General features: G+C 42.8%; 17 protein-coding genes and 1 riboswitch. Of the genes, 9 read left to right on the forward strand and 8 right to left on the reverse strand.

Features of this window, described 5'->3' with window-relative positions:
• The first annotated feature begins 223 nt into the window (after positions 1-223).
• Together OCU48_RS18925 and OCU48_RS18930 are read left to right on the forward strand one after the other, a co-directional pair.
• On the forward strand, positions 224-1,444 hold the full coding sequence (locus OCU48_RS18925) for an AAA family ATPase (protein WP_141346616.1): 1,221 nt from the start codon (positions 224-226) through the stop codon (positions 1,442-1,444).
• Positions 1,445-1,448: 4 nt separating this feature from the next.
• Complete coding sequence (locus tag OCU48_RS18930; RefSeq protein WP_141346617.1) at positions 1,449-2,423, forward strand: ParB/RepB/Spo0J family partition protein; 975 nt, start codon at positions 1,449-1,451, stop codon at positions 2,421-2,423.
• A gap of 59 nt (positions 2,424-2,482) precedes the next feature.
• Here OCU48_RS18930 and OCU48_RS18935 read toward each other — a convergent pair whose 3' ends face one another.
• Entirely contained in the window at positions 2,483-3,748 is a 1,266-nt protein-coding gene (locus OCU48_RS18935) for a mechanosensitive ion channel family protein (RefSeq protein WP_141346618.1), read from the reverse strand.
• Between the two features lie 198 nt (positions 3,749-3,946).
• Here OCU48_RS18935 and OCU48_RS18940 point away from each other — a divergent pair, with 198 nt between their 5' ends.
• A complete protein-coding gene (locus tag OCU48_RS18940) occupies positions 3,947-5,980 on the forward strand; it encodes a tRNA(Met) cytidine acetyltransferase TmcA (protein ID WP_141346619.1) in 2,034 nt (677 codons plus the stop codon).
• A gap of 347 nt (positions 5,981-6,327) precedes the next feature.
• Here OCU48_RS18940 and OCU48_RS18945 read toward each other — a convergent pair whose 3' ends face one another.
• The 4 genes from OCU48_RS18945 to OCU48_RS18960 are packed head-to-tail and all read right to left on the reverse strand — an operon-like array spanning position 6,328 to position 12,410.
• A complete protein-coding gene (locus OCU48_RS18945; RefSeq protein WP_141346620.1) occupies positions 6,328-8,445 on the reverse strand; it encodes a type I secretion system permease/ATPase in 2,118 nt (705 codons plus the stop codon).
• A complete protein-coding gene (locus OCU48_RS18950) occupies positions 8,442-10,340 on the reverse strand; it encodes a bifunctional diguanylate cyclase/phosphodiesterase (protein ID WP_141346621.1) in 1,899 nt (632 codons plus the stop codon). Before OCU48_RS18950 ends, OCU48_RS18945 begins: the two co-directional genes overlap by 4 nt.
• 4 nt (positions 10,341-10,344) lie before the next feature.
• On the reverse strand, positions 10,345-11,013 hold the full coding sequence (locus OCU48_RS18955; RefSeq protein WP_141346622.1) for a transglutaminase-like cysteine peptidase: 669 nt from the start codon (positions 11,011-11,013) through the stop codon (positions 10,345-10,347).
• Between the two features lie 5 nt (positions 11,014-11,018).
• Entirely contained in the window at positions 11,019-12,410 is a 1,392-nt protein-coding gene (locus OCU48_RS18960; RefSeq protein ID WP_141346623.1) for an HlyD family type I secretion periplasmic adaptor subunit, read from the reverse strand.
• A 327-nt stretch (positions 12,411-12,737) separates the two neighbouring features.
• Between OCU48_RS18960 and pdxH the strand changes: the two genes are divergently transcribed.
• Both pdxH and OCU48_RS18970 read left to right on the forward strand, forming a co-directional pair.
• Positions 12,738-13,376, forward strand: coding sequence for a pyridoxamine 5'-phosphate oxidase (gene pdxH, locus OCU48_RS18965; RefSeq protein WP_141346624.1), 639 nt, complete (start codon positions 12,738-12,740; stop codon positions 13,374-13,376).
• A gap of 270 nt (positions 13,377-13,646) precedes the next feature.
• A complete protein-coding gene (locus OCU48_RS18970) occupies positions 13,647-14,045 on the forward strand; it encodes an ACT domain-containing protein (RefSeq protein ID WP_141346625.1) in 399 nt (132 codons plus the stop codon).
• Positions 14,046-14,117: 72 nt separating this feature from the next.
• Here the strand turns inward: OCU48_RS18970 and OCU48_RS18975 are convergent, their stop codons facing one another.
• Complete coding sequence (locus OCU48_RS18975; RefSeq protein ID WP_141346626.1) at positions 14,118-15,983, reverse strand: TonB-dependent receptor domain-containing protein; 1,866 nt, start codon at positions 15,981-15,983, stop codon at positions 14,118-14,120.
• 39 nt (positions 15,984-16,022) lie between these two features.
• Positions 16,023-16,243, reverse strand: a riboswitch (cobalamin riboswitch).
• A gap of 178 nt (positions 16,244-16,421) precedes the next feature.
• Between OCU48_RS18975 and putA the strand changes: the two genes are divergently transcribed.
• From putA to OCU48_RS18995, 4 genes are all read left to right on the forward strand, one after another.
• Positions 16,422-19,592 (forward strand): bifunctional proline dehydrogenase/L-glutamate gamma-semialdehyde dehydrogenase PutA, encoded by a 3,171-nt coding sequence (gene putA, locus OCU48_RS18980; RefSeq protein WP_141346627.1) that lies wholly within the window; start codon positions 16,422-16,424, stop codon positions 19,590-19,592.
• A 2-nt stretch (positions 19,593-19,594) separates the two neighbouring features.
• Positions 19,595-20,290, forward strand: coding sequence for a hypothetical protein (locus OCU48_RS18985; protein ID WP_141346628.1), 696 nt, complete (start codon positions 19,595-19,597; stop codon positions 20,288-20,290).
• Between the two features lie 101 nt (positions 20,291-20,391).
• Positions 20,392-21,486 (forward strand): patatin-like phospholipase family protein, encoded by a 1,095-nt coding sequence (locus OCU48_RS18990; RefSeq protein ID WP_141346629.1) that lies wholly within the window; start codon positions 20,392-20,394, stop codon positions 21,484-21,486.
• Between the two features lie 25 nt (positions 21,487-21,511).
• Positions 21,512-22,300 carry an ABC transporter permease gene (locus OCU48_RS18995; protein WP_141346630.1) on the forward strand — a complete coding sequence of 263 codons (789 nt, stop codon included), beginning with the start codon at positions 21,512-21,514 and terminating at the stop codon, positions 22,298-22,300.
• A gap of 32 nt (positions 22,301-22,332) precedes the next feature.
• Here the strand turns inward: OCU48_RS18995 and OCU48_RS19000 are convergent, their stop codons facing one another.
• Positions 22,333-23,421: a mechanosensitive ion channel family protein gene (locus OCU48_RS19000; protein WP_141346631.1), complete on the reverse strand. Its 1,089-nt coding sequence runs from the start codon at positions 23,419-23,421 to the stop codon at positions 22,333-22,335.
• Entirely contained in the window at positions 23,421-24,356 is a 936-nt protein-coding gene (locus tag OCU48_RS19005) for a LysR family transcriptional regulator (RefSeq protein WP_141346632.1), read from the reverse strand. Before OCU48_RS19005 ends, OCU48_RS19000 begins: the two co-directional genes overlap by 1 nt.
• Positions 24,357-24,384 lie beyond the last annotated feature (28 nt).

Genomic DNA, 24,384 nt, shown 5'->3' on the forward strand with positions numbered 1-24,384 from the left:
TGGTATACCAGAAATTATGTCTTTACAATGTAAATACGTGACACATGTAACTTTTTAAATCTGAGGATCATTACCTGTCATTCAGCATATAAATTTGTGCGTTACTATGGCTAATTAACAGGCTATTTATGTGATACAACTCATTAATAATCGTTCAGCATTTTATTGTAATAATATCTATTCGCTGTACAATTATCTAAGTCATACATTTATGGGAAGAATGATGAAAAGAGAATCAACGATAGATAATCTTTACCAATTAGCTGAACAGACAAAACAGGTTCAAGCTGATCGTATTGAAATAGTGTTGGAAGAGCGAAATGACGAGCACTTCCCGCCTATGTCAAAAGCATTGATGGAAACTCGCTCTGGTTTGACTCGAAGAAAACTAGACGACGCTATTAGTAAGATGGAAGCCAAAGGCCATCAATTTACTAAAAATAACGCTAATCACTACTCAATCTCACTTGAAGAAGCTCATCTTTTGATGGAGTCAGCAGGCGTTGAGAAGTTTCACCAGCGTAAGCGCAATCAAAACAATAAGCCTTGGGTTGTAAATGTTCAAAACCAGAAGGGTGGTACTGGTAAATCAATGACTGCCGTTCATCTAGCTGCCTGTTTAGCTTTGAACCTAGATAAGCGTTACCGTATTTGTCTTATCGACTTGGATCCACAAGGTTCTTTGCGCTTGTTTTTGAATCCTCAAATCAGTATCAGCGAGCATGACAATATCTATTCTGCTGTCGATATTATGCTGGATAACGTGCCAGACGAAAACGAGGTGGACCTAGAGTTCTTGCGTAAGAATGTGTTGCTTCCGACTCAGTATCCAAACCTGAAGACCATTTCAGCTTTCCCTGAAGATGCAATGTTTAACGCTGAAGCGTGGCAATCACTTTCTCAAGACCAATCATTGGATATCGTTAAACTACTCAAAGAAAAGTTGATTGATAAGATCGCTGACGACTTTGATGTGATTATGATAGATACAGGTCCGCACGTAGACCCACTGGTATGGAATGCGATGTATGCATCAAATGCGTTATTGATCCCTTGCGCTGCTAAACGCCTAGACTGGGCATCTACAGTAAACTTCTTCCAACACTTGCCAACCGTTTACGAGATGTTCCCAGAAGACTGGCATGGCTTGGAATTTGTCCGCATGGTGCCAACTATGTTTGAGGATGATAACAAGAAGCAGGTTTCAGTTCTTACTGAGATGAACTATCTGCTTCAAGATCAGGTGATGATGGCAACGATTCCGAGAAGTCGAGCATTTGAGACCTGCGCAGATACTTACAGTACCGTATTTGATCTCACTCCAGGTGACTTTGAGGGGGGTAAAAAGACACTAGCAGTTGCACAAGATGCCGTTCAAAAAAGTGCATTAGAGCTAGAGCGAGTGTTACATAGTAACTGGGCGTCATTGAAACAGGAGGATTAAGAGTATGGCGATAAAAACTTCCGACTTGAATGCCAAGTTATTTGGTAAAGCGAATAAGCGCAGGGCAACGACGCCTGCTGAAGCTCAAACTGCAGCTAAAGACAATGCTCAGGTTATCGAGCTTGCTGTGGCAGGGCAGGACATGGTTTCTTTTGAGTTGCAGCGTATTCCAGCAACGGAAATAGAGCAAAAGACTATAGTTTTTTCTGATAACTCTCGTGAGCAGTCGTTTCTAAACGAACACGCCTTGTCTGATATTTTGGTCACGCTTAGAGAACGCGGCCAACAGTATCCAGCAGTCGGTAGAAAAAACAGTGAAGGCAAGATTGAAGTTCTCGACGGTAGCCGTCGTAGAATGTCGTGTATTTTGGCCGAAAAAGATTTTCTTATCTACGTGGCAGAAGACATCAATGGCGAACACGCTAAGTTTTTGTCTGATGTGGCTAATGCACATAAGCCTCTTTCTTTGTATGAACGAGGGCGTGAGATGCAGGCAAAACTTGATTCTGGTGAGGTAACTGACCAGAAGGGCCTTGCTGCCTTGTTCCAATGCAGTGAGGCGCTTGTTAGTGGTGCGCTTAAGGCTGCATCTTTACCTCTGCCACTACTTCAAGCTTACCCTAATGTCACTGAACTAGGACGCCCAACCATCGTTAAACTGCATAAGCTATTTAACGAACTTGATGAAGCGGCTCAGAAAGGCATTCTAGATAAGTGTCAGAAAGATGGGGCTTATGTTTGGCAACGTTTTAGCGATATGAGTGAGGCTAAGATCACCAAGCAAGTCTCAGTACTACTTGAAGGCTGGATTTCTGACGTTAATGAGACTGTTGAAAAACCAGCTAAGAAGCCTGTTGAGCTTGTCAAAGGCAAGGCGAGTTACGTGAGAAAAGGTCAATCTTTGGCGTTGAACCTAAAGAAAGTGGACGATGTATTGGCACAGGAGATTATCCAGTTTATCGAAGATAAGCTGAAGTAAACTTTTGGTAATTTAGATAGAGTGGGGCGGGTATCATTAGTTTGGTACCCGCTTTTTTGTTAGTGAATAGTCGAAACTGGTTTAACCGTTTTTAGGTTAAACTCTTTCATGATTGAGTAAATATGGTCAAATAAGTCGGCCTGTGCACGCTCGTAATCTTTGATATTGGTTTTATTGACGTAGCAATAAATTTCAACGGGTAATCCAAAGCGATTGCTTTCCAGTTGCCTTACTACAATAGTCAGATCTTTAATTACAGCAGGGTGAGTCGATAAATAGCTTGCGATGTACTCTCGAAAGCAACCTAGATTAGTGAGTCGCCTAAAGTTAATCGGATCTGAATCATGAGGAAGAGTGTGGTTGTACTCTTCAATTTCTTGTTGTTTACGCATAATATAAGATTTAAGCAACCTGAACTTACCCATGTGCTCAAGCATATCGGCATTGATAAAGTCTATCGTTTCCGCATCAATGAATATGGCCCTTTTAATTCGTCTTGCACCTGTTTCATCTACACCGTACCAGTTGATAAAAGGCTCTGATACAAGTGTTTGGGATGGGATCATTGCAATGGTATTGTCCCAATTCTTCACTTTTACCGTAGTCAGTGTTACTTCTTGTACTGTGCCATCCACTTTATGATTATCCAACTGAATCCATTCTCCCGTCGATATCATCTTATTGGCAGCTAACTGAATACCGGCAATGAACCCTAGAATTGTGTCCTTCATAATAAAAGCCAGCATACCCGCCATTACGCTGACCCCCGAGATTAGATAAATTGGGGTTCTGTCTAGAATATGAGAGGTCGTAATGAGTGCGGCAAGTGCTACAAAACTGAGTTTAAAGAATTGGACAATGCCATGTAATGGTAAACGATGCGCAAAGTGTTTGTTTGCAATTACAATGAGCAATAGGTCAAACACCGTAAATAAGGCTCTTAGAACCAATATTGCAGCGCCAATCTCAAGTACACCATCGATGAGTTGCCCAGGAATAGTGGCTCTTGGAACGATTAATTCACATGTAGACATGAACAAATAATAGGGAAATAGAACAGATACTTTTTCAGGCAGATGCTTACGCCTAATTGTGAGCTGTGTTTTAGCATTGTAATGTTTGCTGCTGGTATGAATAAACTTACGCATGAAGTGGCGTACTGCGAGATAAACCAATGTAGCGACCAGCAAGGTAATGATAAGCAACGCTATGTCTGCAAAGAAACTGCTTCTGTCAAATTGGATAGAGAATAACGAAAGCAAATCAATTAAGAGGTGCCCTAGGTGGTCGACGATGCGCTCTGATACTACTTGTTCATTTTCCATAAATTAAAACCTCCATGTTCTAGCTCTATCGTATATTAAGCTGAACTGATGTAACGAATTAACTTGCCTATTTTTAGTGCTCTATTGGAATTTGTGATTGCTGCAGATATTTTGTTTCGGGAAGTCGTTGTAATAGTCACTCTGATCGTGATTCTGCTATTCTAAGCACAATGATTCTCTGTCACTTAGGCGATTACTTTGTCACACCATCCTCATCTTCAAACCTTGATTTCACTAAAATTCAAAGCCGCTAAATCTAAACATCGTTATGGGGTAGTGCTTGACGGAAGTAGAGAGTGGCAATTTGAGTTACTGGAAGCGTTTAGAGCGATTGTAGAGCACCACAGAGCATTAATTGTTGGCAATGCTAGTCTCAGCTATGGCGAAAGCCTTACGTTTAAGCAGGCGCGCCAGAAGTTGGGACAGGAATCCGATCTCATTGTCGTTGATCTCAACTCACCTTTTGATGCTAATGGTTTTACCGCTGTATGTGGCACATTGATTGGCGGTGGTTTGCTAGTTGTATTGCCTTCGAGAGAGAAAGTCACTGGAATTTACTCATCATTATGGCTTGAACGTGCATTGGAATCCTTTCATCACTTGAAGCAAGGTGAAAACACACCCTTGGGTGTCACTGTAGTAGAGCCCATTTCAAGTTGCGACCGATATGAGCAACAGCAACAAGCTATTCAAGCTATTGGGCGCGTGCTCAGCGGGCATAGGAAGCGTCCTTTGGTGATAACTGCAGATAGGGGGAGAGGAAAGTCTGCTGCCCTAGGCATCGCTGCAGGACAAATCATTCATGACTCAGCCAAAAAAATTGTCGTTACGGCTCCTAGTACTCAAGCGGTTAAAACATTATTTAAACATGCCAAGTCTGCTTCTGGTTGCGAAAATCAAAAGCCGCATATCGCAACTTCAATGGCGGGTGGGAGTGTCGAGTTCATTGCACCGGATGAATTGCTTCGTGAACATCCAGAGTGTGATTTATTGCTCGTCGATGAGGCTGCTGCTATACCGTTGCCGATTCTTAAGTCTATCGTAGAGCATTATCATCGAGTGTGTTTCGCGACTACTGTGCACGGCTATGAAGGTTGCGGACGAGGGTTTGGCATTAAATTTGAAGCTTGGTTAAGTGATCATCGACCTGGATGGAATTCTATTAGGCTTACTCAACCTATACGTTGGAACCCAGACGATCCAATGGAAGCATGGTTATTTGATACTTTCTTACTCGATGCGGAGATTGAATCTCCTGTGTTGGATAACGGCCTGAGTATCAGTCTGAAAAAAATAGAAGCAGAACGTTATTCTTGCACACCTGATATTTTGAGAAAAGGATTTGGTTTGTTGGTGAACGCTCATTACCAAACGACTCCAAACGACCTATTTCAGCTATTAGATGATCCCAATATTGTTTTGTACCAAGCACTACAAGGTGAGCATGTCGTTGGTGTTATTGTCGGGTATCTAGAAGGCGGCTTAGATGAACTAACACTTTGTGATGTTCAGTTAGGGCAAAGACGCCCTGCAGGGCATATGGTGCCGGTTTCTTTAGTGTCACAACTTGCTGATAACGAGCCTGCATTAAGACGGAGCCTTAGAATCATGCGAATAGCGGTTCACCCAGACTTGCAAGGACAAGGTATTGGCGGTTGGATGTTGTCCCAGTTAACTGAGAATGAAACCAATATAGAATATTTATCGACGAGTTTTGGAGTGACAGCAGAGCTTGCAAGATTTTGGACTAATAATGATTTTCAATCGGTGCGCTTAGGCAGTAAACAAGATCAAGCGAGTGGCTGCTACTCTGTCACTATGGTTAAGCCACTAAACCGTTCTCTACCTTGGCTAGAGGAAGCTAGAACTCAGCTAAGAGAGTGTTTGCTCGACACTGCATCAGATATTCACCGTAACCTTCTGAGCGACGTGCTTATAGGGCTGCTGAGCGAAGGTGCAACTAACCTTGCTTGTCATGATGAATCGTTTTATCGAGTGATTCTTAATTACGTACAGGGGGGGGCAAGCTTTGAAGGTACTCGCTTTAAAGTTAGAACGTTATTAATCGAAAACTTACATAGAGTTGAGTTTGAAAGAATTCATATTATCTCTGACTTAGTGATTAAAAAGTTGGAGTGGTCGGAAGTTTGCAAGCAACATAGTTTCACCGGACGAAAACAAGCCGAGGCGAATTACCGTCAGGCCATACAAGAAACACTGCTAAGCATTTAGTAGAACACGTAATTTACAGTGTAAATTCAATGATTTCTGGTTCCTGGGTCAATTTACACTGTAAATTTCACCTCGCTCCTCTTAACTTTATATAAATGAATTGACTGAATAACATGAACATCGCCAATGACCCTGTTCATTGTGTTAGGCATCTTTGCATTGTTTGTGTAGGGCTACTTTATAGAAACCAACACATATCATTAGATGAGTTTATGGCTATTGCTGGATTTGGTGTTTTAATCGAAAGTGCCCTGTTTATTATCTATCGCAGTGTAAAGTTCAAATAAAAAAAGCAGCAACTTGGATAAGCTGCTGCTCTGAATTTACAGTGTAAATTATTTACTTATTTACTTATTTACTGATTTCAGATTTCCCTTCTGAAGTTCAGCAAGTACTTTTTCTTTTGGACCATCCGCGACAATAGAACCCGCGCTCATCACAATCAATCTATCAACCACTTCGAGCATTGATGTCTTATGAGTGATGAGAATTAGAGTTTCGTCTTTAGACAAATTTTTCAATTCATTTTTAAACAACGCTTCAGCTCGGTTATCCATCGCACTGGTGGGTTCATCAAGAAGGAGGATAGGAGGTCTTCCTAGTAGTGCTCGCGCTACTGCTACTGCCTGACGTTGACCACCTGATAACAATAAACCGCCTTCGCCAACTTGTCTTTCCAGACCCGCAGGGTCTTTCATCGTAAACTCAGTCACTCCGGCACGTTTGGCTGCTATCATCACTTCGTTGTCTTCAGCGAGTTGCTTTCCTAGAGTGATGTTATCTCGTATGGAACCGTAAAAGAGCGTAATGTCTTGAGGAACACAGCCTATATTGCTTCTCACATCGGTGTGGTGCAATTGTTGAATATCAGTGTCATCGATACGTATGTGACCTTCTGTTGGCTTATATAGGCCCATAATCAGGCGCTCTAGAGTTGTTTTACCAGAGCCTATACGTCCGATGATGGCAACTTTCTCTCCTGGTCGAATGGTTAAGCTAACGTCGCGAATTGAAGAGACTGGCGCTTCTGGGTAGTTAAACGTTACTTTATCGAGTTCAATCTTGCCTTGCAGTACAGGGCGGTGAATGTAACGTTTATCTTCCTCTTGCTCATCAGGCATGTTCATCACTTGCTCGATAATAGTCATTGAAGACTTTGCTTGGTTGTAACGAGTCGATAGCAAAGCAACTTGAACTAAAGGCCCAATCGCTCGACCACTCAACATTGTTGCTGCAATCAAGCCACCCATGGTTAAGTCTCCTTCGGAGATTAGGTATACGCCCACAATCAGCATGCCAACGTTTGAGGATTGTTGAAGGAAACCCGCAGAGTTTTGAACGCTATCGGTAATACGACGGCTTTTGATATTCCAGTTTGCCATATGTGCAACGGCTTCTTCCCAGCGGTACTGAAATTGGCTCTGTGCACCAAATATTTTTAATGACTCCAAACCAGAAAGGCTTTCAATTAAGTTCGCGTATTTTTGAGAGGCTAGGCGAGACCCTTCTTCAATACTATTTCGAAGTGGCCTTTGAATCAGTAGTGAATGAATAATTAGTAGAGTGACACAGACGATAGGTACTAACACGACATTGCCCGCAATAAGCCAAATCACTAGCAGGAAAAGTAAGGCAAAGGGTAAGTCGATGAGTGCTGCAATGGTCGCTGAGGTGAAGAATTCCCTGATTGATTCAAACTCTTGTAGATGTCTTGCGAAAGCTCCTACTGATGGTGGGCGAGCCTCCATCCGTATACCCATTACTTTGCTGAACAACTTTGATGAAATAATGATGTCTGATTTTTTCCCTGCAACATCGATAAAGTAGCTGCGAAGGGATTTCAGTATGAGATCAAAAATAAATATAACGACGATACCGCTCGCAAGCACCCATAAAGATTCGAAGGCTAGGTTGGGAACAACCTTGTCATAGACAATCCGAGTAAAGAGCGGCGTGGCAATCGCGAATATATTGATCAAAATAGTGGCGATAAGAACGTCTCGGTATATAGAACGAGATTCTTTTAAGGTTCCCCAGAACCAATGCCCTTTACGTGTTTTTAGTATTTCAGGGGAGCGTTGGTCAAAACGAAATTGTTTCTTGATTAGAAAGTAACGCCCGCTGTAATCCTTTTCTAGGTCTTTGAGTGTTGTGGTTGTTGCTACAAATCCAGTTTCTCGCCCTACAATTTCGGCCTGCCCATTTTCATGGTCAACACTGAGTAACACACAGGCTTCATTTTCACCAGTGAGGAGAATAGCCGGAAGAACTAGGTCGGATACTTTTTTCAAAGAGGCTGACTGTTCTTTTGCAACTAGGCCCGCTCTTTCTGCGGCTCTAGCAAAGAGGATAGGTGTGAGTTTTCCGTCAGGTAAAGGTAAACCGTTGAGTAGTGCTTCTGGCGAATTTGAGAGGCCGTAGTACCGACTAACATAAATTAGAGAGTGAAGTAATGAGTCTTTCATTCATTGTCATCCTTGGTATCAATAGCGAAACCTTGCAGTCCATTGACGTTGTGCATGGCTAACTTATTAATTTGTCGTTGATTTTCTATTCTAGTAGCTATAACAAATGCACCAATATCATGAGCAAGTTTAGCCACAGAAGATAAGGTTTCCGCGGTTTTGTCATCGTCTAGGTTAAGAGTAAATAAGTAGTCTAGTTTGACGTAATCAGGCGAGAACTCAGGTAAGTAGTCGAGAGATTCCAGGTGGTGTGCATAGTTATCGACACCAAATTTAGCGCCATTGCGACGAATACTAGAGATCAATAGTCGAGTCATTTCTTTGTGATAGATGAATACAACTTCATGTAGCTCGAAATGCAAATAAGCCGCGAGTTGAGGAATTTTCTGAAGTCGAGTCTCTAACCAAGTAATGAACTCTGGAGAAGTCACTGTGGCTGGTGCAAGATTTATGGCAACAGGAACGGGTGAACTGTCATTGCTTAGTTCCTTGATCATGCTTTCGATAATGTATTGATCGTAGAGGTGTGCTTTGCTGAGCTTTTCCATTGGAGCAAGGAACATAATTGCGGGCATGTAGTTACCCTCATGTTTGATCCCAGAGAATATTTCTCGATGATATGCTGAACTTGCAATCCCTTTTACGAGTTGCGACTTGGTGATTACAGCATTGTGCTCCATGGCATCTTCTACTAGCTCTACCCATTGTGTCGTTGTGATAGGTAAGCCTTTGTTTTCATATTGAATATACTGACTGTCTGGCTCTAATTTAGCTTTAATTAATGCAGTATCAACAGAACTTAAAATAGACATAGAATCAGTGAATCCATCTGTGATTACTGCACCAATCTCAAACGTTATCTCAGTTGCTGATTGGGATACTCTCGATAGTTGCGCAAGAAGATCGTTCGCTTGTTGTTCGTCCAAATAAGGCGCAATAACGCCTATTTCATCATCGAGCAAACGAGCACAGATAATGGAATTGTCATTGGCTAGTGTCTTAAGTTTTGGACCAACCAGTTTCATCAGATCTGTTACTGCATCAAAGTCATGTCTTGCCTTTGCTTGGGTTGCTTCTTCGTAACGGATAATGGCGATTAACAGCGTTTGTCCTTCAGATTTTTTTGATTCAAGTTGACTGATAAAGTAATTGCGATTGCCCAGTGTAGATGCTTCATCGACAAAGGCTTGAGTACGAAGAATATCTGCTTGCCTAGTTTGCTCTTCTACAAAAGCTTTTATACGAACTACCATAGACTCAAACGCGTTGAAGACAGGAATTAATTCCTGAGTCTCTGGTTTGCTTAATGAAATATTGAAGTCCCTATTAGCGATTTGTGTCGCTGCCGCTGAAAGTTGATTCAATGGTTGAAGAGAACGTTTTACGAAGTAACCAATGAGTAATAAAGAAAAAATAAACGAAGCAATACCTACTCTAAAGGTAACCACCATATTTCTCCAAAGAGCAGCATAGGCGACCCCTGGATGGCTTATTATTTCTATTTCGGCGAGTTGTAACCATCCACTGGTTACCACACGCTTCTCATGAATAGTTTGGAAAACATCTAGATTGACTAGCCATTTAGGCACATTGTCACCTCTAATTGGATAGCTTCTTACTATTTCTTCGCCAGTTTGCAGCATAACGACTCTGACTGACGAAAAAGAGCTTCCATCAAATAAGGCATTCACTGCAGTTTCTACCGCAACAGGGTCATTCTCCTTTAGATAAGGAGAAAGGGCGAGGCCAACAGTATTGATGGCATTCTTCACCTCAGAGAATTGCTTCTGCGCAATAAATTGACGAGATTGGTGATAATCGACGTAGAACAAGCCCACAAACAATAAAACGAAGGCAAGCGAGATACTGATAAGCAGTTTTCTATATAGTGTCATAATGTTATTCGTCCAAATTGATCAAAGGCTGGTTTAACACGAGCTTTTTTTGTCGTTCTCGAACTTGGTTCCACAAGCTTAATCGGGAAGACTTTCCAGCCACTTTTCCTTGGATACTTTCTTTAGCGAGCCACAAATGGTCACCGTTAAAGCTGTAAATAGGCACAATGTCAGGGCGCTGAGAGGCGGGCAAAATACGGAAATCCAAATTATCTAGAACAAGAGGAATAGAGTTTGGAGTAGGGTAGTAGGCGACTACCATATGAAATTGGTTATATTCAACAGCTTTGCCGTAGATAAGCCTTAGCTTCTTTTCATCAATGCCAAGCTCTAGAAGGCTAAAATATTTGGCTATAGTGAAATCTTCACAATCTCCTGCGCCCACACCAACAAACTCCATAGGGGTTGCCCAATAGTCCTTTTTCCCCCACAAATAGATATCATCCACATACATGAATTGATTGAAGAAGTCGTTGATGAGTTTTAACTGTTCTAATTCGGATTTTCCTGAGGCATCCGATACAGCATTACGCCATGCAACGACTCGTTTCCCTGCTCTTTCGCCATAGGCAGAGACGACCTTGGACTTCCAGAGTTGCTCTTCTTTGTTGAGCGCTGAAATACTAAATGTAAGAGTACCTGCAAGTACTAAAATGATTAAGGGTCTAATCATTTTAGTTATTCACGTAAGGCGCGCCCTTTGGCGCTTAACACAGGTTTTAGCAAGTAGTCGAGTACGGTTCGCTTACCTGTGATGATATCTACAGAAGCAGTCATACCAGGGATTATTGGCAATTCTCCGTCACTACCAAAACCGGTTTTTTCAGTGTGAACTCTAACTAAGTAAAAACTATTCCCTTCTTCATCTTGAATGGTATCGGCACTGATGTGCTCTAAGCGCCCCTCAAGGCCACCGTATTTGGTAAAGTCGTAGGCACTAAACTTGACGATAGCAGGTAGACCAGGACGGAGGAAAGCGATGTCTTGAGGTGCGATCTCTGCCTCAACCACCAGCACATCTTCTGTAGGGACAATTTCTACAAGGTCCATTCCTGGCTGTATAACACCGCCTACAGTATTGGTGTAAAGTTTCTTAATCGTTCCTGTTACCGGCGAAGTGACGATCGTGCGGCTTACTCTATCTTCTAAACCTATAGTGCTTTGCGTAATCGCTGATAGTTCATCTTGACTGAGATTAAGCTTCTCTTGTTGTTCAGAGCGAAAACCTAAAGCCGCATCGACTCGACTGAGTAATGCCTCTCTAATTGACGCATTTAGTACAGGTACACGCCCTCGAGCAGAGTCTAGTTCACGTTTGGTATCGTTAACTTGTCGTTTCAGTTTAATGAATTCGATCTGCGGTACGATGCCTTCTTCGGCTAGAGGTGCCATAAGCTCATACTCTTTCTGAGCAAAGTCATAACCCTGCTGAAGGTTAGAGATTCGGCCTCTTACTTCATTAAGATCTTGGATTTTCTGATCAACTTGTTGATCGAGTACTCTCAATTGGTTTCTAAGATTATTAAGATCTTGACGGTATTCAGCGCGTTGTCTGGCTGCCAATCTAGGTTGTGTCTCTTCAAAATTAGCTGGATAGATGAGCTTATCTGTACTAATCGTAACGCTATTACGCCAATTTCTTAGAGTGACATTTTCTATGACTTCAATACTGGCTACCGAGGCTGACAATTGCAGAACTTTAGCGGTCAGGTTGTAAATTTGTTGTTCGCGTTCTCTAAAGTCAGAGCGAAAACGAGTATCATCAATAAGCAGAAGTTGTTGCCCTTGAGTGACCTGTTGACCTTCTCTTACGAGAATTTCTTTAACTAGACCACCCTCTAGGTTTTGCACCACTTGTAGTTGACTTGAGGGAATAACCTTACCGCTGCCAACAGTGACCTTGTCTAATTCAGCCCAACTAGCCCAGCCGATAGCACAGCCGAAAAATAGAAGAACAAACCAGAGTAGTAACCTAGCATTTGAAGGGGTGTTTAAAAGAAGAGCTGCGGTTTTATCATCCACATACTCTAACTCGGTGCGACCGAGATTTTTGAGCTTCTCTTGACTCATAGGCCATCCATTTGCGCATTGAGTGAACGAAGGAAATTGAATCTATAACTAGCTTGATAGATATAGTTAACGTTTTCTCTATAGTATTCTTATTTGTTGTTAATGTTAAGCGTGTAAGCAATTCATTTACTCTATATTTACATCCAGTAAAGCTCAGTAGGTTGTTGAATTATCGAGCGAATATTTGTTGTGTTTATGTTTCGTTACATAAATAACCGCTTTTAAAAACGGTTAAAAGAGGCTCATGCATGTGTTTCATTTGAAAACGCTCTTGAGTTCTTGTGCAGAGGCGCGCAGAATTTAGCAAATTCGATTTGAGGAAGTGAAATGAAGTTAACGGATATACGTCGAGATTATACCTTGGGTGGTCTTCGCAGAAAGGATTTGAAATCAAATCCAGTTGATCAATTTAACCTTTGGTTAGAACAAGCTATCGAAGCTCAGTTAACAGATCCTACAGCAATGACAGTCGCAACTGTTGACGAGCGGGGCCAGCCTTATCAACGAATCGTATTACTGAAAAGTCTGGATGATCGTGGCTTTGTGTTTTACACCAACCTTGGAAGTCGTAAAGCGATACATCTACAAGAGAATAATAGAATTAGCCTTCATTTCCCTTGGCACCTATTAGAACGTCAGGTTCATGTTACGGGGATAGCACAGAAACTCACTGCAGCAGAAAACTTCAAATACTTCACGTCTCGTCCTAAGGAGAGTCAACTTGCCGCTATTGCTAGTAAACAAAGCTCTCGTATTTCCGCTCGAGGCATTCTTGAAGGTAAGTTCCTTGAACTGAAAAAGAAGTTTTCAGAGGGAGAGATTCCAATGCCCTCTTTCTGGGGAGGATATCGAGTGAAAATTGAATCTATCGAGTTTTGGCAAGGTGGTGCGAATCGGCTGCATGATAGATTCATTTATACCGCAGAAGATAAACCTGAATGGGATATTGAGCGCCTAGCGCCTTAATTTACACTGTAAAGCTAGGAAGTTACAAGTCGTCTCTTTTTCACTAGTTCGACTCTAAGTTAGTCGTCATACCCGAGTGCTTTTATCGGGTATCTACTTCTATAAATGCATCTGCTTCTAAAAAGATCCCCGATAAAAAACTCGGGGACGATGATTATTATTCGCATGAGCACTAGTAGTGATTTAATTTGCTAAGAATCTGTTAGGCCACATTTAGATGAATGGGCAATGCTACTGTATGAAAGTCAGGTGAGAACCTAAGGAAATAGAATGTCAGGAATTAAAGAGTTAGATTTACTTCTTAAATCAATGAAACCGCACTTAGTGAAAGGTGAGTTTGTTTTTTGCACCGTGGCAGCAGGCAAGCTAGGCGACTATGTTGAACTTAACCCTATTGGCACTTTTATTGAACCTGAAGGTTTAACCTTAGTGCTAGAAAGAAGTGTGGCAGAGCAGAATCAATTACCGTTTGATGGCTCCTTTCGAATGATTACATTAACCGTGCATTCAAGTCTTGAGGCTGTGGGCCTCACTGCTGCAGTTTCAACTAAATTGGCTTCAAAGGACATCAGTGCGAATGTGGTAGCTGCGTATTACCATGACCATATTTTTGTTCCGGCTGCAAAGGCTGACTTAGCTCTTCAAGCTTTGAATGAATTTAGCGAGTAATATTATTCTTAAAATAGTAGATACAAAAATCCCGACATAAATGTCGGGATTTTTGTATCGCGTTAACGAGTACTAGAAGCGGTAGTCTAGGCCCGCGTAGTAGCTTCTTTCTGCACCAACCCAATAAAATTGGTTGAATGAGTCGTAACTGGTTTCGTAGTCTTCATCAAATAAATTGTCGACTTTAAACTTAACGTCCAAATTGTCTGTCACTTTATAGGAACTAGCAAAGTCTACAGTGATGTATGAGTCTAGCTCTACTGTGCCTTTGGCATCAGGACGCTCACCAGTATAGTTTGTGGCAAGAGATAAACCGAGTGCTTCGTAGTTATATCCAGCGATCCATTTGTAGTTCTGTTTTGCTCGGCGGTCTAGTTGGCGGTCGTTTGTGCGATCTTGTGGATCTTTCCAATCACCTACTAGGATGTGATGAACAGGACCTGTATCAAAATCAACACTTAACTCGATACCTTGAATTCGTGCATCTTCAACGTTGGATGGCACGAATGTAAGTGGATCAGCAACGATAAGATTTTCAATATCATTTTGGTATGCAACTAGCTGCCATGTAAACAAGTCATAGTAGCCATTTAAGCCCACTTCAAATGACTCTGATTTTTCTGGTTCTAAGTCCGGATTACCAGACCCCCCAAAGGCATCAGAGTAAAAAAGGTCAAAGAATGTTGGCGCACGGAATGCAGTGCCGTAATTACTGGTAAGCTGTATTGAGTCTGTTATAAACCAACCAGCCCCAATCCCCCAAGTTGTGTTACCACCATAGGCACTGTTTTCATCATGACGAACACTTGCTTCTAGGAGCACAGGGGAGAAATCTATGGCAGTAGTAACAAATACACCAGTGTTATTGCGCGTAGTTTCTGTGAAGTCTTGTACTGGTGTTCCGTAGATTTCACCTGAATTATTCGCTTCATCATAGGAGTAATCTACCCCACCGTTTAATGTCACTGCATCAATACCTTTATAGGTATTCACCCAAAGTACAGAAGTGCGTTTTGAGTCAATAAAGCTTCTCGGTGCATTGGTTACATCATTACCATCACTTTGCTCTTCAGCTGAAAAGTTGACTTGCAGTGAAGAGTTAAAGTCATCAATTTGATAATTCACATTACCAGAAACGATGTAGCTTTCAGTCTCTTGACGCTTTGGCGTACCTGAAGGTCCAAAGTCTCCAACATACTGGTTTTCATAGCGTTGCCAAACACCGTTGAAGCCGGCGCTCCAGTTGTTATTAATTTTTTTAGTAACACCACCTGTTGCAAACTGAGATTGGTAACCAAAGTCTTGGTCAATATCTTGGTCTGTAATGTTGTAGCCCTTGCTGCCTTCATTGCTTATTACGATATGACCTTGAGCGGAATCGGACAGATCACCTGCAGAGCGCCAACCTTCTTGATGATAGTTGTTTGAACCACCATTTAAGGTTAGTTCATGCACTGATTCATTATTTGGTTTAGTGATAATTGCAATAACACCACCAATAGCATCTGCACCATATACAGCTGCACGTGGACCACGCACAACTTCAATGCGTTCGATAGCAAAAGCAGGAATTAAACCTAAAGTGTTGTATGTGCCACCAGCCGCAGTATTTAAACGCACACCGTCTAGCAAAATTAAGGTTTGATTACTGTTAGAGCCGCGAAGAAACACACTGTTATTACTGGCTTTGGTTCCTTGTCCGCGAACTTCGACGCCTGGCAAAGTTTCTAACACATCATAAGCACTATCAGCTTGCAGTTGCTCTATTTGTTCGCGTTCAACAACACTCACGGAAGCTAATGCAGAAGTTTTAGTTTGTTCAAATCGATTGGCTGTGACGACCATAGTTTCATCAACTTCTGTAGAGTCGACGTCTTGAGCTAAAAGTGTTGGAGCGTACAGCGAAACAATGGCTGTAGCTAAAATGGATTTTTTCATTTTGAGTCCTAATACGCGTAGTTATAAAAACGCTTATGTTTGCGTTTTTTCTTACTGGCAGGTATTCGGACTAATGAGCACTGTAGAGTCGTATCTACAACCTAGCGTCGCACTTCCTGCAATAGGCTATTGCAGTGTGTAGGGTCACCCCTAAGACGTTCGTTCTCAAATACCGCTGCGCGTCAGTTTTGGATTCACACCAAATTCCCTTTTAAGCCTGAAATCTCCGATTTCATGACACCAGCGGGGGAGAGTCTATAGAGTGTTAAAGGAGGTGTCTAGTTCCCTGAAAAACTTGTTAAATGTGACGAAATGTAATGTTAAGCGGCTGTAATCACACTTCTCTTGATCAGTGTTCCGTATTCTTTGCTTTGCATAGTTGCGCTCTGTAGGATTGTCGCCAAATTCATGGTGGTTTTATAGAGCTGAGGAAAAGCAATGTTTACAGCATCTAGTGTTTTAAATCCCGATTTCATTAACCAACCGAAAGAGACGCTTTGGTCTCTTATTTCACCTATGTACATGGTGGATGAATCGACTTGGTTGAATGAATTATTAAAGCTAGCAACACCTCTTGAAGAGGAAAAGCAGCGCACAAAACGCCAAACTACGGCTCTAATTACAGCGATTCGCGCCGATAAGCGTTCAATCCAGATGATTGACGCGCTTTTACTGGAATACAGCTTAGATACGCAAGAAGGCATTTTGTTGATGTGTCTTGCCGAAGCATTGATGCGCATTCCTGACTCTGAAACTGCCGATGCCCTAATCAAAGACAAACTAACGGTAGCCGATTGGAAGTCTCATCTAAGCCAATCTGACTCAGTGTTTGTTAATGCCTCAACTTGGGGTTTAATGCTGACAGGTAAGGTTGTCGGGGTTAACAATCAAGAAACAACTAGCCCAAGTTCTGCTTTGTCTAAGCTAGTAAATAAAATGTCTGAGCCGGTGATTCGTAAGGCGATGCACCAAGCAATGAAGGTTATGGGGCACCAGTTTGTATTAGGTCGTGATATTAAAGAAGCCCAGAAAAACGGAGCTTCATTACGTAAAAAAGGGTTTACCCACTCTTTTGATATGCTTGGCGAAGCGGCTTTAACTTCAGAGGATGCACAAAAGTACTTCAATGACTACTTGATGGCGATCGAATCTGTAGGCCGAAACAAACAAAATGATGACTCAAGTCCTGCACCATCTATTTCTATCAAGCTATCAGCATTGCACCCTCGTTATGAGGTAGCAAACAAAGAGCGAGTTCTCAACGAGCTTCATGACACATTGATTGAGTTATTAACTCGAGCTATCGAGCTAGATGTAGCCATCACCATTGATGCAGAAGAAGCGGATCGTCTTGAATTGTCTTTGCAGTTGTTTGAGAAGGTCTACACCAACGATCTTGTTAAAGGCTGGGGCAAGTTTGGGCTTGTGATCCAAGCATACTCAAAGCGTTGTTTACCTGTTTTAGTATGGGTGAATGCGCTTGCGAAAGAGCAGGGCGATCTTATCCCACTGCGTTTGGTTAAGGGCGCGTATTGGGATAGTGAGATTAAATGGTCGCAGCAGGCCGGTTACGCTAACTACCCTGTTTACACGCGCAAAGAAGCCACGGATATGTCTTATCTGGCTTGTGCTCGCTTCTTATTGAGTGACAGTGTACGTGGCAATATTTTCCCACAATTTGCGAGCCATAATGCGCATACTGTAACTGCTATTGCAGAGATGGCAGATCATTCGGACTATGAGTTCCAGCGCCTGCATGGCATGGGCGACTCGCTCTACCATCATGTGATGGAGAAGTATGGTCAACCTGTGCGTATCTACGCGCCAGTAGGAAGCCACAAAGATTTACTACCGTACTTAGTGCGTCGTCTTCTTGAAAATGGTGCCAACAGCTCGTTTGTACATAGACTGGTTGATGCACGTTGTCCGGTTGAAGATCTCACACATCACCCCGTTGATACTTTGTTATCCAATGAAACCCTACACAATGATCAGATCCCGCTTCCACCGCAGATATTTGGTGAGCGAGTGAATTCCATCGGTATCAATGTGGATGTTGAGAGTGAGGCTCTGCCATTTGAAGAACAAGTAACAAGCTTCTTTGAGAAGCAATGGCTAGGTACTCCAATCATCAATGGATCTGCAATTTCAGGAACTATGATCAAGGAAGAAAATGTCGTAGCTCCTTTTGATCGTCGTTTAACCGTAGGTAAGATCAGTTTTGCAAACCTTGATCATGTTTCCGAGGCGATTGCCACCGCTCAATTAGGCCTTGAGCACTGGCGGTATGCGCCGGTTGCTCGTCGTGCTGAGTGTTTGAAAAATCTCGCGGATAAACTAGAAGAGAATCTTGCTGAGCTAGTTGCCCTTTGTCATATGGAAGCAGGCAAAACTATCCATGACAGTATTGATGAGGTACGTGAAGCGGTCGACTTCTGTCGCTACTATGCAGATAGCGCCATTCATCTTGGCCCTGAATCTATTCAAGGTTTTGATGGCAACTTGCAATGGTGTGAGCGACATGGCCGTGGGGTATTTGTGTGCATTAGCCCATGGAACTTCCCGTTAGCGATCTTCTTGGGGCAAATATCGGCGGCGCTTGTCGCAGGTAATACCGTTATCGCGAAACCTGCTGAGCAAACAAGTTTGATTGCCTCTCGAACCATAGAGTTGATGCTAGAGTCAGGTTTCCCTGCAGATGTGATTCAATTCCTTCCAGGACGAGGGGCAGAGATTGGTTCTGCTCTTACTTCTCATCCTGCGATTGCAGGTGTGGCATTTACTGGCTCGACTGCTACGGCTAAGCGAATCAACCTCTCTCTTGCTGAACGCGACAGCCAACCGGTTCCGTTTATTGCAGAAACGGGGGGACAGAATGCAATGATCGTCGATTCTACAGCGCTTCCAGAACAAGTGGTTCGTGATGTAGTGCGAAGTGCGTTTGCTTCTGCAGGTCAGCGCTGTTCGGCGCTACGAGTGTTGTTTGTTCAACAAGACATAGCACCAAGAATTATTACGTTGATTCAAGGGGCAATGAAAGAACTCAGCGTAGGTTTGCCTTATCTGCACAGCACCGATGTAGGCCCTGTGATTGATGAGCTAGCCCAACAGAAGTTGCTCTCACATATCGAGACTATGCGCAAAACCCAGAAGGTTATTGCTGAAGTCGAATTAGGTGAGCAATGCAATCCTGGAATGTATGTACCACCAACGGCAATCGAGATTAGTGATATCTCTGTGTTAAAAGAAGAACAGTTCGGTCCAATCTTGCATATCGTACAATTTGAGGCGAGCCAGATCGCTGAGATCGTGGATACGATTAATAACACAGGCTTTGGTTTAACCATGGGTATTCACTCTCGTAATGAAACCACTTATCGCTGGATTGAAGAAAATGCTCGAGTGGGCAACTGTTACATTAACCGTGATCAAGTGGGTGCAGTGGTAGGCGTTCAACCCTTTGGTGGGCAGGGGCTATCTGGTACTGGTCCAAAAGCCGGTGGGTCAAATTATTTGTATCGCTTTACTGAACATGTGTGCCGAAATCGTCAAGTGACGGATTCAACACAAGCACAACAATCTACACAAACTGATGAGCAAGGGGTATAGCCATGAAAAAAGCATCGATTTGCTTCTCAGAAGCACAACACGCGTGGGCACTTTGGAATCAAACGGCATACGCGACTCGCTACGAGCTTCTTTGTTCGGTAGCGACTAAGCTTAAATTGGACAACTTTAAGGCTCCATTGGCATTTCATCATAAACACAGCGCTCAGTTATTATCTGAGCCTGAATTGATGCCGGGTCCAACGGGAGAAACCAATGAGCTTTACACCGCAGGGCGCGGAGTCGCACTTATCATTGCTGATAAGTCTGTGGAGCTAGGTTGTGCAAAAGCACTCTACGCACAGCTAGCGGTGGCGCTACTGTCGGGAAATTGTGTGCTACTGTGTGTGCAAGATAGTGAGTTGGCAAACGAAGTATTGACGCTTATCGAGAATCTATCGCTTCCATTAGGCGTAATTAGTTTGGTGGAGTATGACCAATTCTCTCAATTATTGGATAGTGATGTTCGTGTTGTCTGTGTTCTAGGTGAAGAAGAGCTAGTGAAGTCAGTAAATCGCAGCTTGGCAGGTAAACCTGGTGCTATCGCTCCGTTAGTCACCGAGGTGGACTTGCACAGAATGCCAGTAGCGCAAGACCCTAAATTGGCTCTTCGCTACATTACAGAGCGCACACGAACTATAAATATTACAGCGGTTGGCGGCAATGCAACACTGCTCGAGTTGGGTAGTGCTGAACATTAAGGTCAATAGGCTCTAGCCACGCTCAAATATCACGATACCGAGTTGAAACCTTTGGATTCACTCGGTATTTTGTTATCTGACGTATTAAAGGAATGTGGAACATGGAAATTGAGTGTACGAATAAGTATTCGCTAGTGGTTCAAGGTGGAGGGCAAAAAGGCGCATTTGCGGCCGGTGTCTTGGACACCTTTATTGCCGCGAACTATGATCCGTTTTCTTTGTATTTAGGAACCTCTGCTGGTGCGCTCAATGTTTCTTCATTTGTGACCAAGCAACCTGGTTTAGGTTTAGATTTTATCCTTAATTACACGACTCAGAATCGCTTCTTTGACTTTAATAGATTGGTTAATAAAGAGCGCACAGCAATGGATCTGGATTGGGCATTTCAGTTTGTGCATAGCGGCGAGTTCCCATTAGATTTGAAAAAGGGTGCTATAAACCTTGGTTCAGAAAAGCAAGCGTTGGCATGTGTTACTCATGTTGAAGAGATGAAGGACTATTACTTCCCTATTTTTTCTGAGAATTGGTATGACGTGCTAAGGGCCACTTGCGCTATCCCTATGCTTTACCATCAAGAGATCAATATAGATGGCGCTAACTGGGTTGATGGTGGTGTTACTGCCACTGTTCCTGTTCACGAGGCGTATCGACGTGGAGCGTGCAACATGGTAGTGATTACTACAGAGCCCATGATTGAAAAAGCAATGCAAAATAAGGTCGCTATAAAAGCTGATCCACTTGAAAAGCTTAAATTAGAATTAGCTCGTGGTATAGAACCCTACATCAATCGCATTGCACCTTTAAGCAAGAATGAGCGCGTGAGACACCTTAGTGATCTGTTCTTGAATCGAGTGAGTCAGCTTAAGCAAAGCCACCAGTTTCCTGCACTCAATTCCCTGCCTAAAAACTGGTTGCCGGACACCGAGAAGTTGAAAGAAATGCTTGCACATCAATCACACAAGCAACTAAAAGCGCATACCCCCCGTTCGATGGAAATGCTATTTGCTCACTATATGAATCATTCCAGTATTACGGAGTTTATGAACCAGCCTCCGGAGGGGGTTACGATCCGAGAGATTGCTCCGCATAAGCCACTTAACTGTACCGGCTTGTTGAGCCACAAAGACGATATCTTTGCGGACTATGAGATGGGAGTCTTGGCAGGAAAAGAGTTTTTATCTAACCTGCCAAGCTAAATCAATTTCTACTACGGTCTTAACTATGCAGCCTTCTCACGATATTGATTGGTGGTATCTAGCTGCCTTTTCTTTTCTACTTATTATACCTTTTGCGATTAATCGCTTTTATAGGCTTGAGCTAGGAAAAGAGATGGGAATATCTGTCGCAAGAATGTTTGTGCAGCTGATCTTAGTGGGAGCGTATTTAGAGTTTGTATTTTCGATTAACAATCTATGGCTAAATTTGATTTGGATTGCCGTGATGCTTGGAGTCGGTGCCAGTGCGATTGTTAGTAAAGCAAAACTCCCACACAAGGTGTTATTTACCCCTGTGATCGGTGGCTTGATTATAGGCCTCGGCCCGATACTTTTTATTTTGTGTTGGCTGGTGGTTCAGCCCACTCCAATCTACAGTGCGCAATATGTGATTCCTTTGGCGGGGATGCTGCTTGGGAATAGTTTGAGTGGCAACATCGTCGCATTGCAAAATCTATATACCGCTTTTGAACAGCGAAATGAAGAGTATCAAGTTGCCATTGCATTGGGAGCACCACCTCTTTTTGCAACATTGCCATTTGTGAGAGCGGCTATGCAAAAAGCGTTTGCTCCTATCTTGGCTTCGATGGCAACAACAGGCTTAGTAACGTTACCTGGGATGATGACAGGGCAGATCTTAGGAGGTGCTTCCCCTATGGTCGCCATCAAGTATCAGATGATGATACTGATCGCTATCTTTGTGATGATGAGCATTTCGGTCACGCTGACTTTACAATTTAGTTTGCGCAGGTCGGTAAATGAGAACGGAAGAGTGATTGTTGGTTTGATGAAGTGATGTCCGAGGACATCACTTAAATTGCTTAGGCATTAGTTCTGAACAAAAGCCTGTTCAGGTGCATGATCCAGCTTTAAGGTCTGAGTAGGGAAGGCTACATCAGCGCCGTTGTCGTGGATAATTTGCATGATTTGCAGCAGTACATCTTGTTTCACTTCGTGGTACCTGACCCAGTTTACGGTCTTAGTAAAGGTGTAAACAAAGAAGTCTAAAGACGAAGACCCAAAGGTATTAAAGTTCACGATCAGTGTTTGATTTGCATCGATATCTGGGTGATTTTTTAACATGTAATGCACGTCTTCAATAACCTTATCGACCTTAGTTGAATCATCATAACGAAGACCTATTGTTTCGTATATTCTGCGGTTGGTCATACGTGAAGGGTTCTCCACAACAATGTTACTGAATACCGAGTTTGGTACATACAATGGACGCTTATCAAAGGTAATAATCTTAGTCATTCGCCAGCCAATACGATCAACTGTCCCTTCAATGCTACGATCTGGAGAACGGATCCAATCGCCGACTTTAAATGGACGGTCAAAGTAGATCATCATTCCGCCAAAAAAGTTAGAGAGTAAATCTTTTGCAGCAAGACCTGCAATTAAGCCACCGACACCACCAAAGGTAAGTAAGCCAGAAAGACTAAGCCCAAGGGCTTGCATTACCGTAAGCACACCGATAATGACGACCAGCAACCGAGCTAGCTTGGCTATAGCTTGAACTGTAGTGACGTCTCGATTTTTTTTCTCTAAAAGTTGGTTTTCAAAGTTTGTAATGATTCGAGATAGAATCCAAATTGCAATGCAAATAACCAGAATCAGCTTGAGAGTAGAGAGCCAATTTAAATCATGGTTAAAGTTTTCTTCAAGGAATAATCCCATCGAGACAGTGCCAGGCCATAGCCAGATCAAGGTACTTATTGGAGCCTTAAGTCCATGAATGACAGCGTTATCCCAAGTAATTTTGGTTTTTTCTGCAATGCTTTCGAGCCTTGTAATTAATAACTTCCAAACCAACCAAAAAACCAAACTTAGAGTGGTGATAAACACTATTTCATTGATGATTGGACTGTCGGTTATCTTAAAGAGGTTAAGCCATTCAGCTTTGGTATGTTCCATTATTGCTTGTTTTCCTTGAGTTGATTGTTTTGCACTGCCGTTGCTACTCGAGATTGTAGCCACTGCTGCTTATCATTGCTTGCTAGTCCGCTCTTCCATACCATGCTAATAGTAAAGTCTCCGACCTCAATGGCGGGTTTTGCGCGAGTGAGCCCATCTGAAATGTAGGGGATCAGCGACATTAGCTGCGGTACAATACAAATGAGATTTCTCCCTTTTATTAACTGGCCAATGGTTAAGAAATTTCGAGAAATTACCTGCACGTTTCGCTGGTGGTTCTGCTTTGCCAATTTATTATCAGTAGCTGTTACCCATTGACCATCAGGGCTTACCAATGCATGAGGAATACGACAGAAGTCCTCCAAGCTCACCGGTGCGCGTAACCCTGTTGCGTCTGGGTCGAACAAGCAAACGTGGCTTTCTTGGTAGAGTTTTTGAGATTCAAAACCTTCCCCTAGTTCAGGAAAGCTACCGATAACCAAGTCTAAGCGTTCTTTTTCAATGATGTCGACGAAATTGTGTCTATTCACATTGATAAAGCTTACCTTAACATTAGGGGCCTGCTCAGTTAATGCGTCGAATATCAGAGGTGCGAAGACGAACTCTGCATAATCGGTAAGTCCTAACCTGCAGGTGCCATTGAAGGTTTCTGCGTCGAAGTTTTCTGGGGATAGGATATTGTTTTTAATCACAGACAAAACTTGTTCGACATCATTACCCAGATTGAGAGCTCTTTCTGTCGGCTCCATTTTATGCCCACTACGATGAAATAGAGGATCATTTAATAGAGTTCGGAGACGCGATAAGCTGTGGCTCATAGCTGATTGACTAATATGTAGTTCATTTGCAGCTGCAGACACACTGCGAGCCCTAAGAAGGGCTTGAAATGCGACGAGTAAGTTCAGGTCAACGCCTTTCCAATTGATCTCCGCCATTGAGCCTCCAGAATGTAATTGGTTTCTT

It is taken from the genome of Vibrio inusitatus, from assembly GCA_024346935.1.
Lineage (GTDB): Bacteria > Pseudomonadota > Gammaproteobacteria > Enterobacterales > Vibrionaceae > Vibrio > Vibrio inusitatus.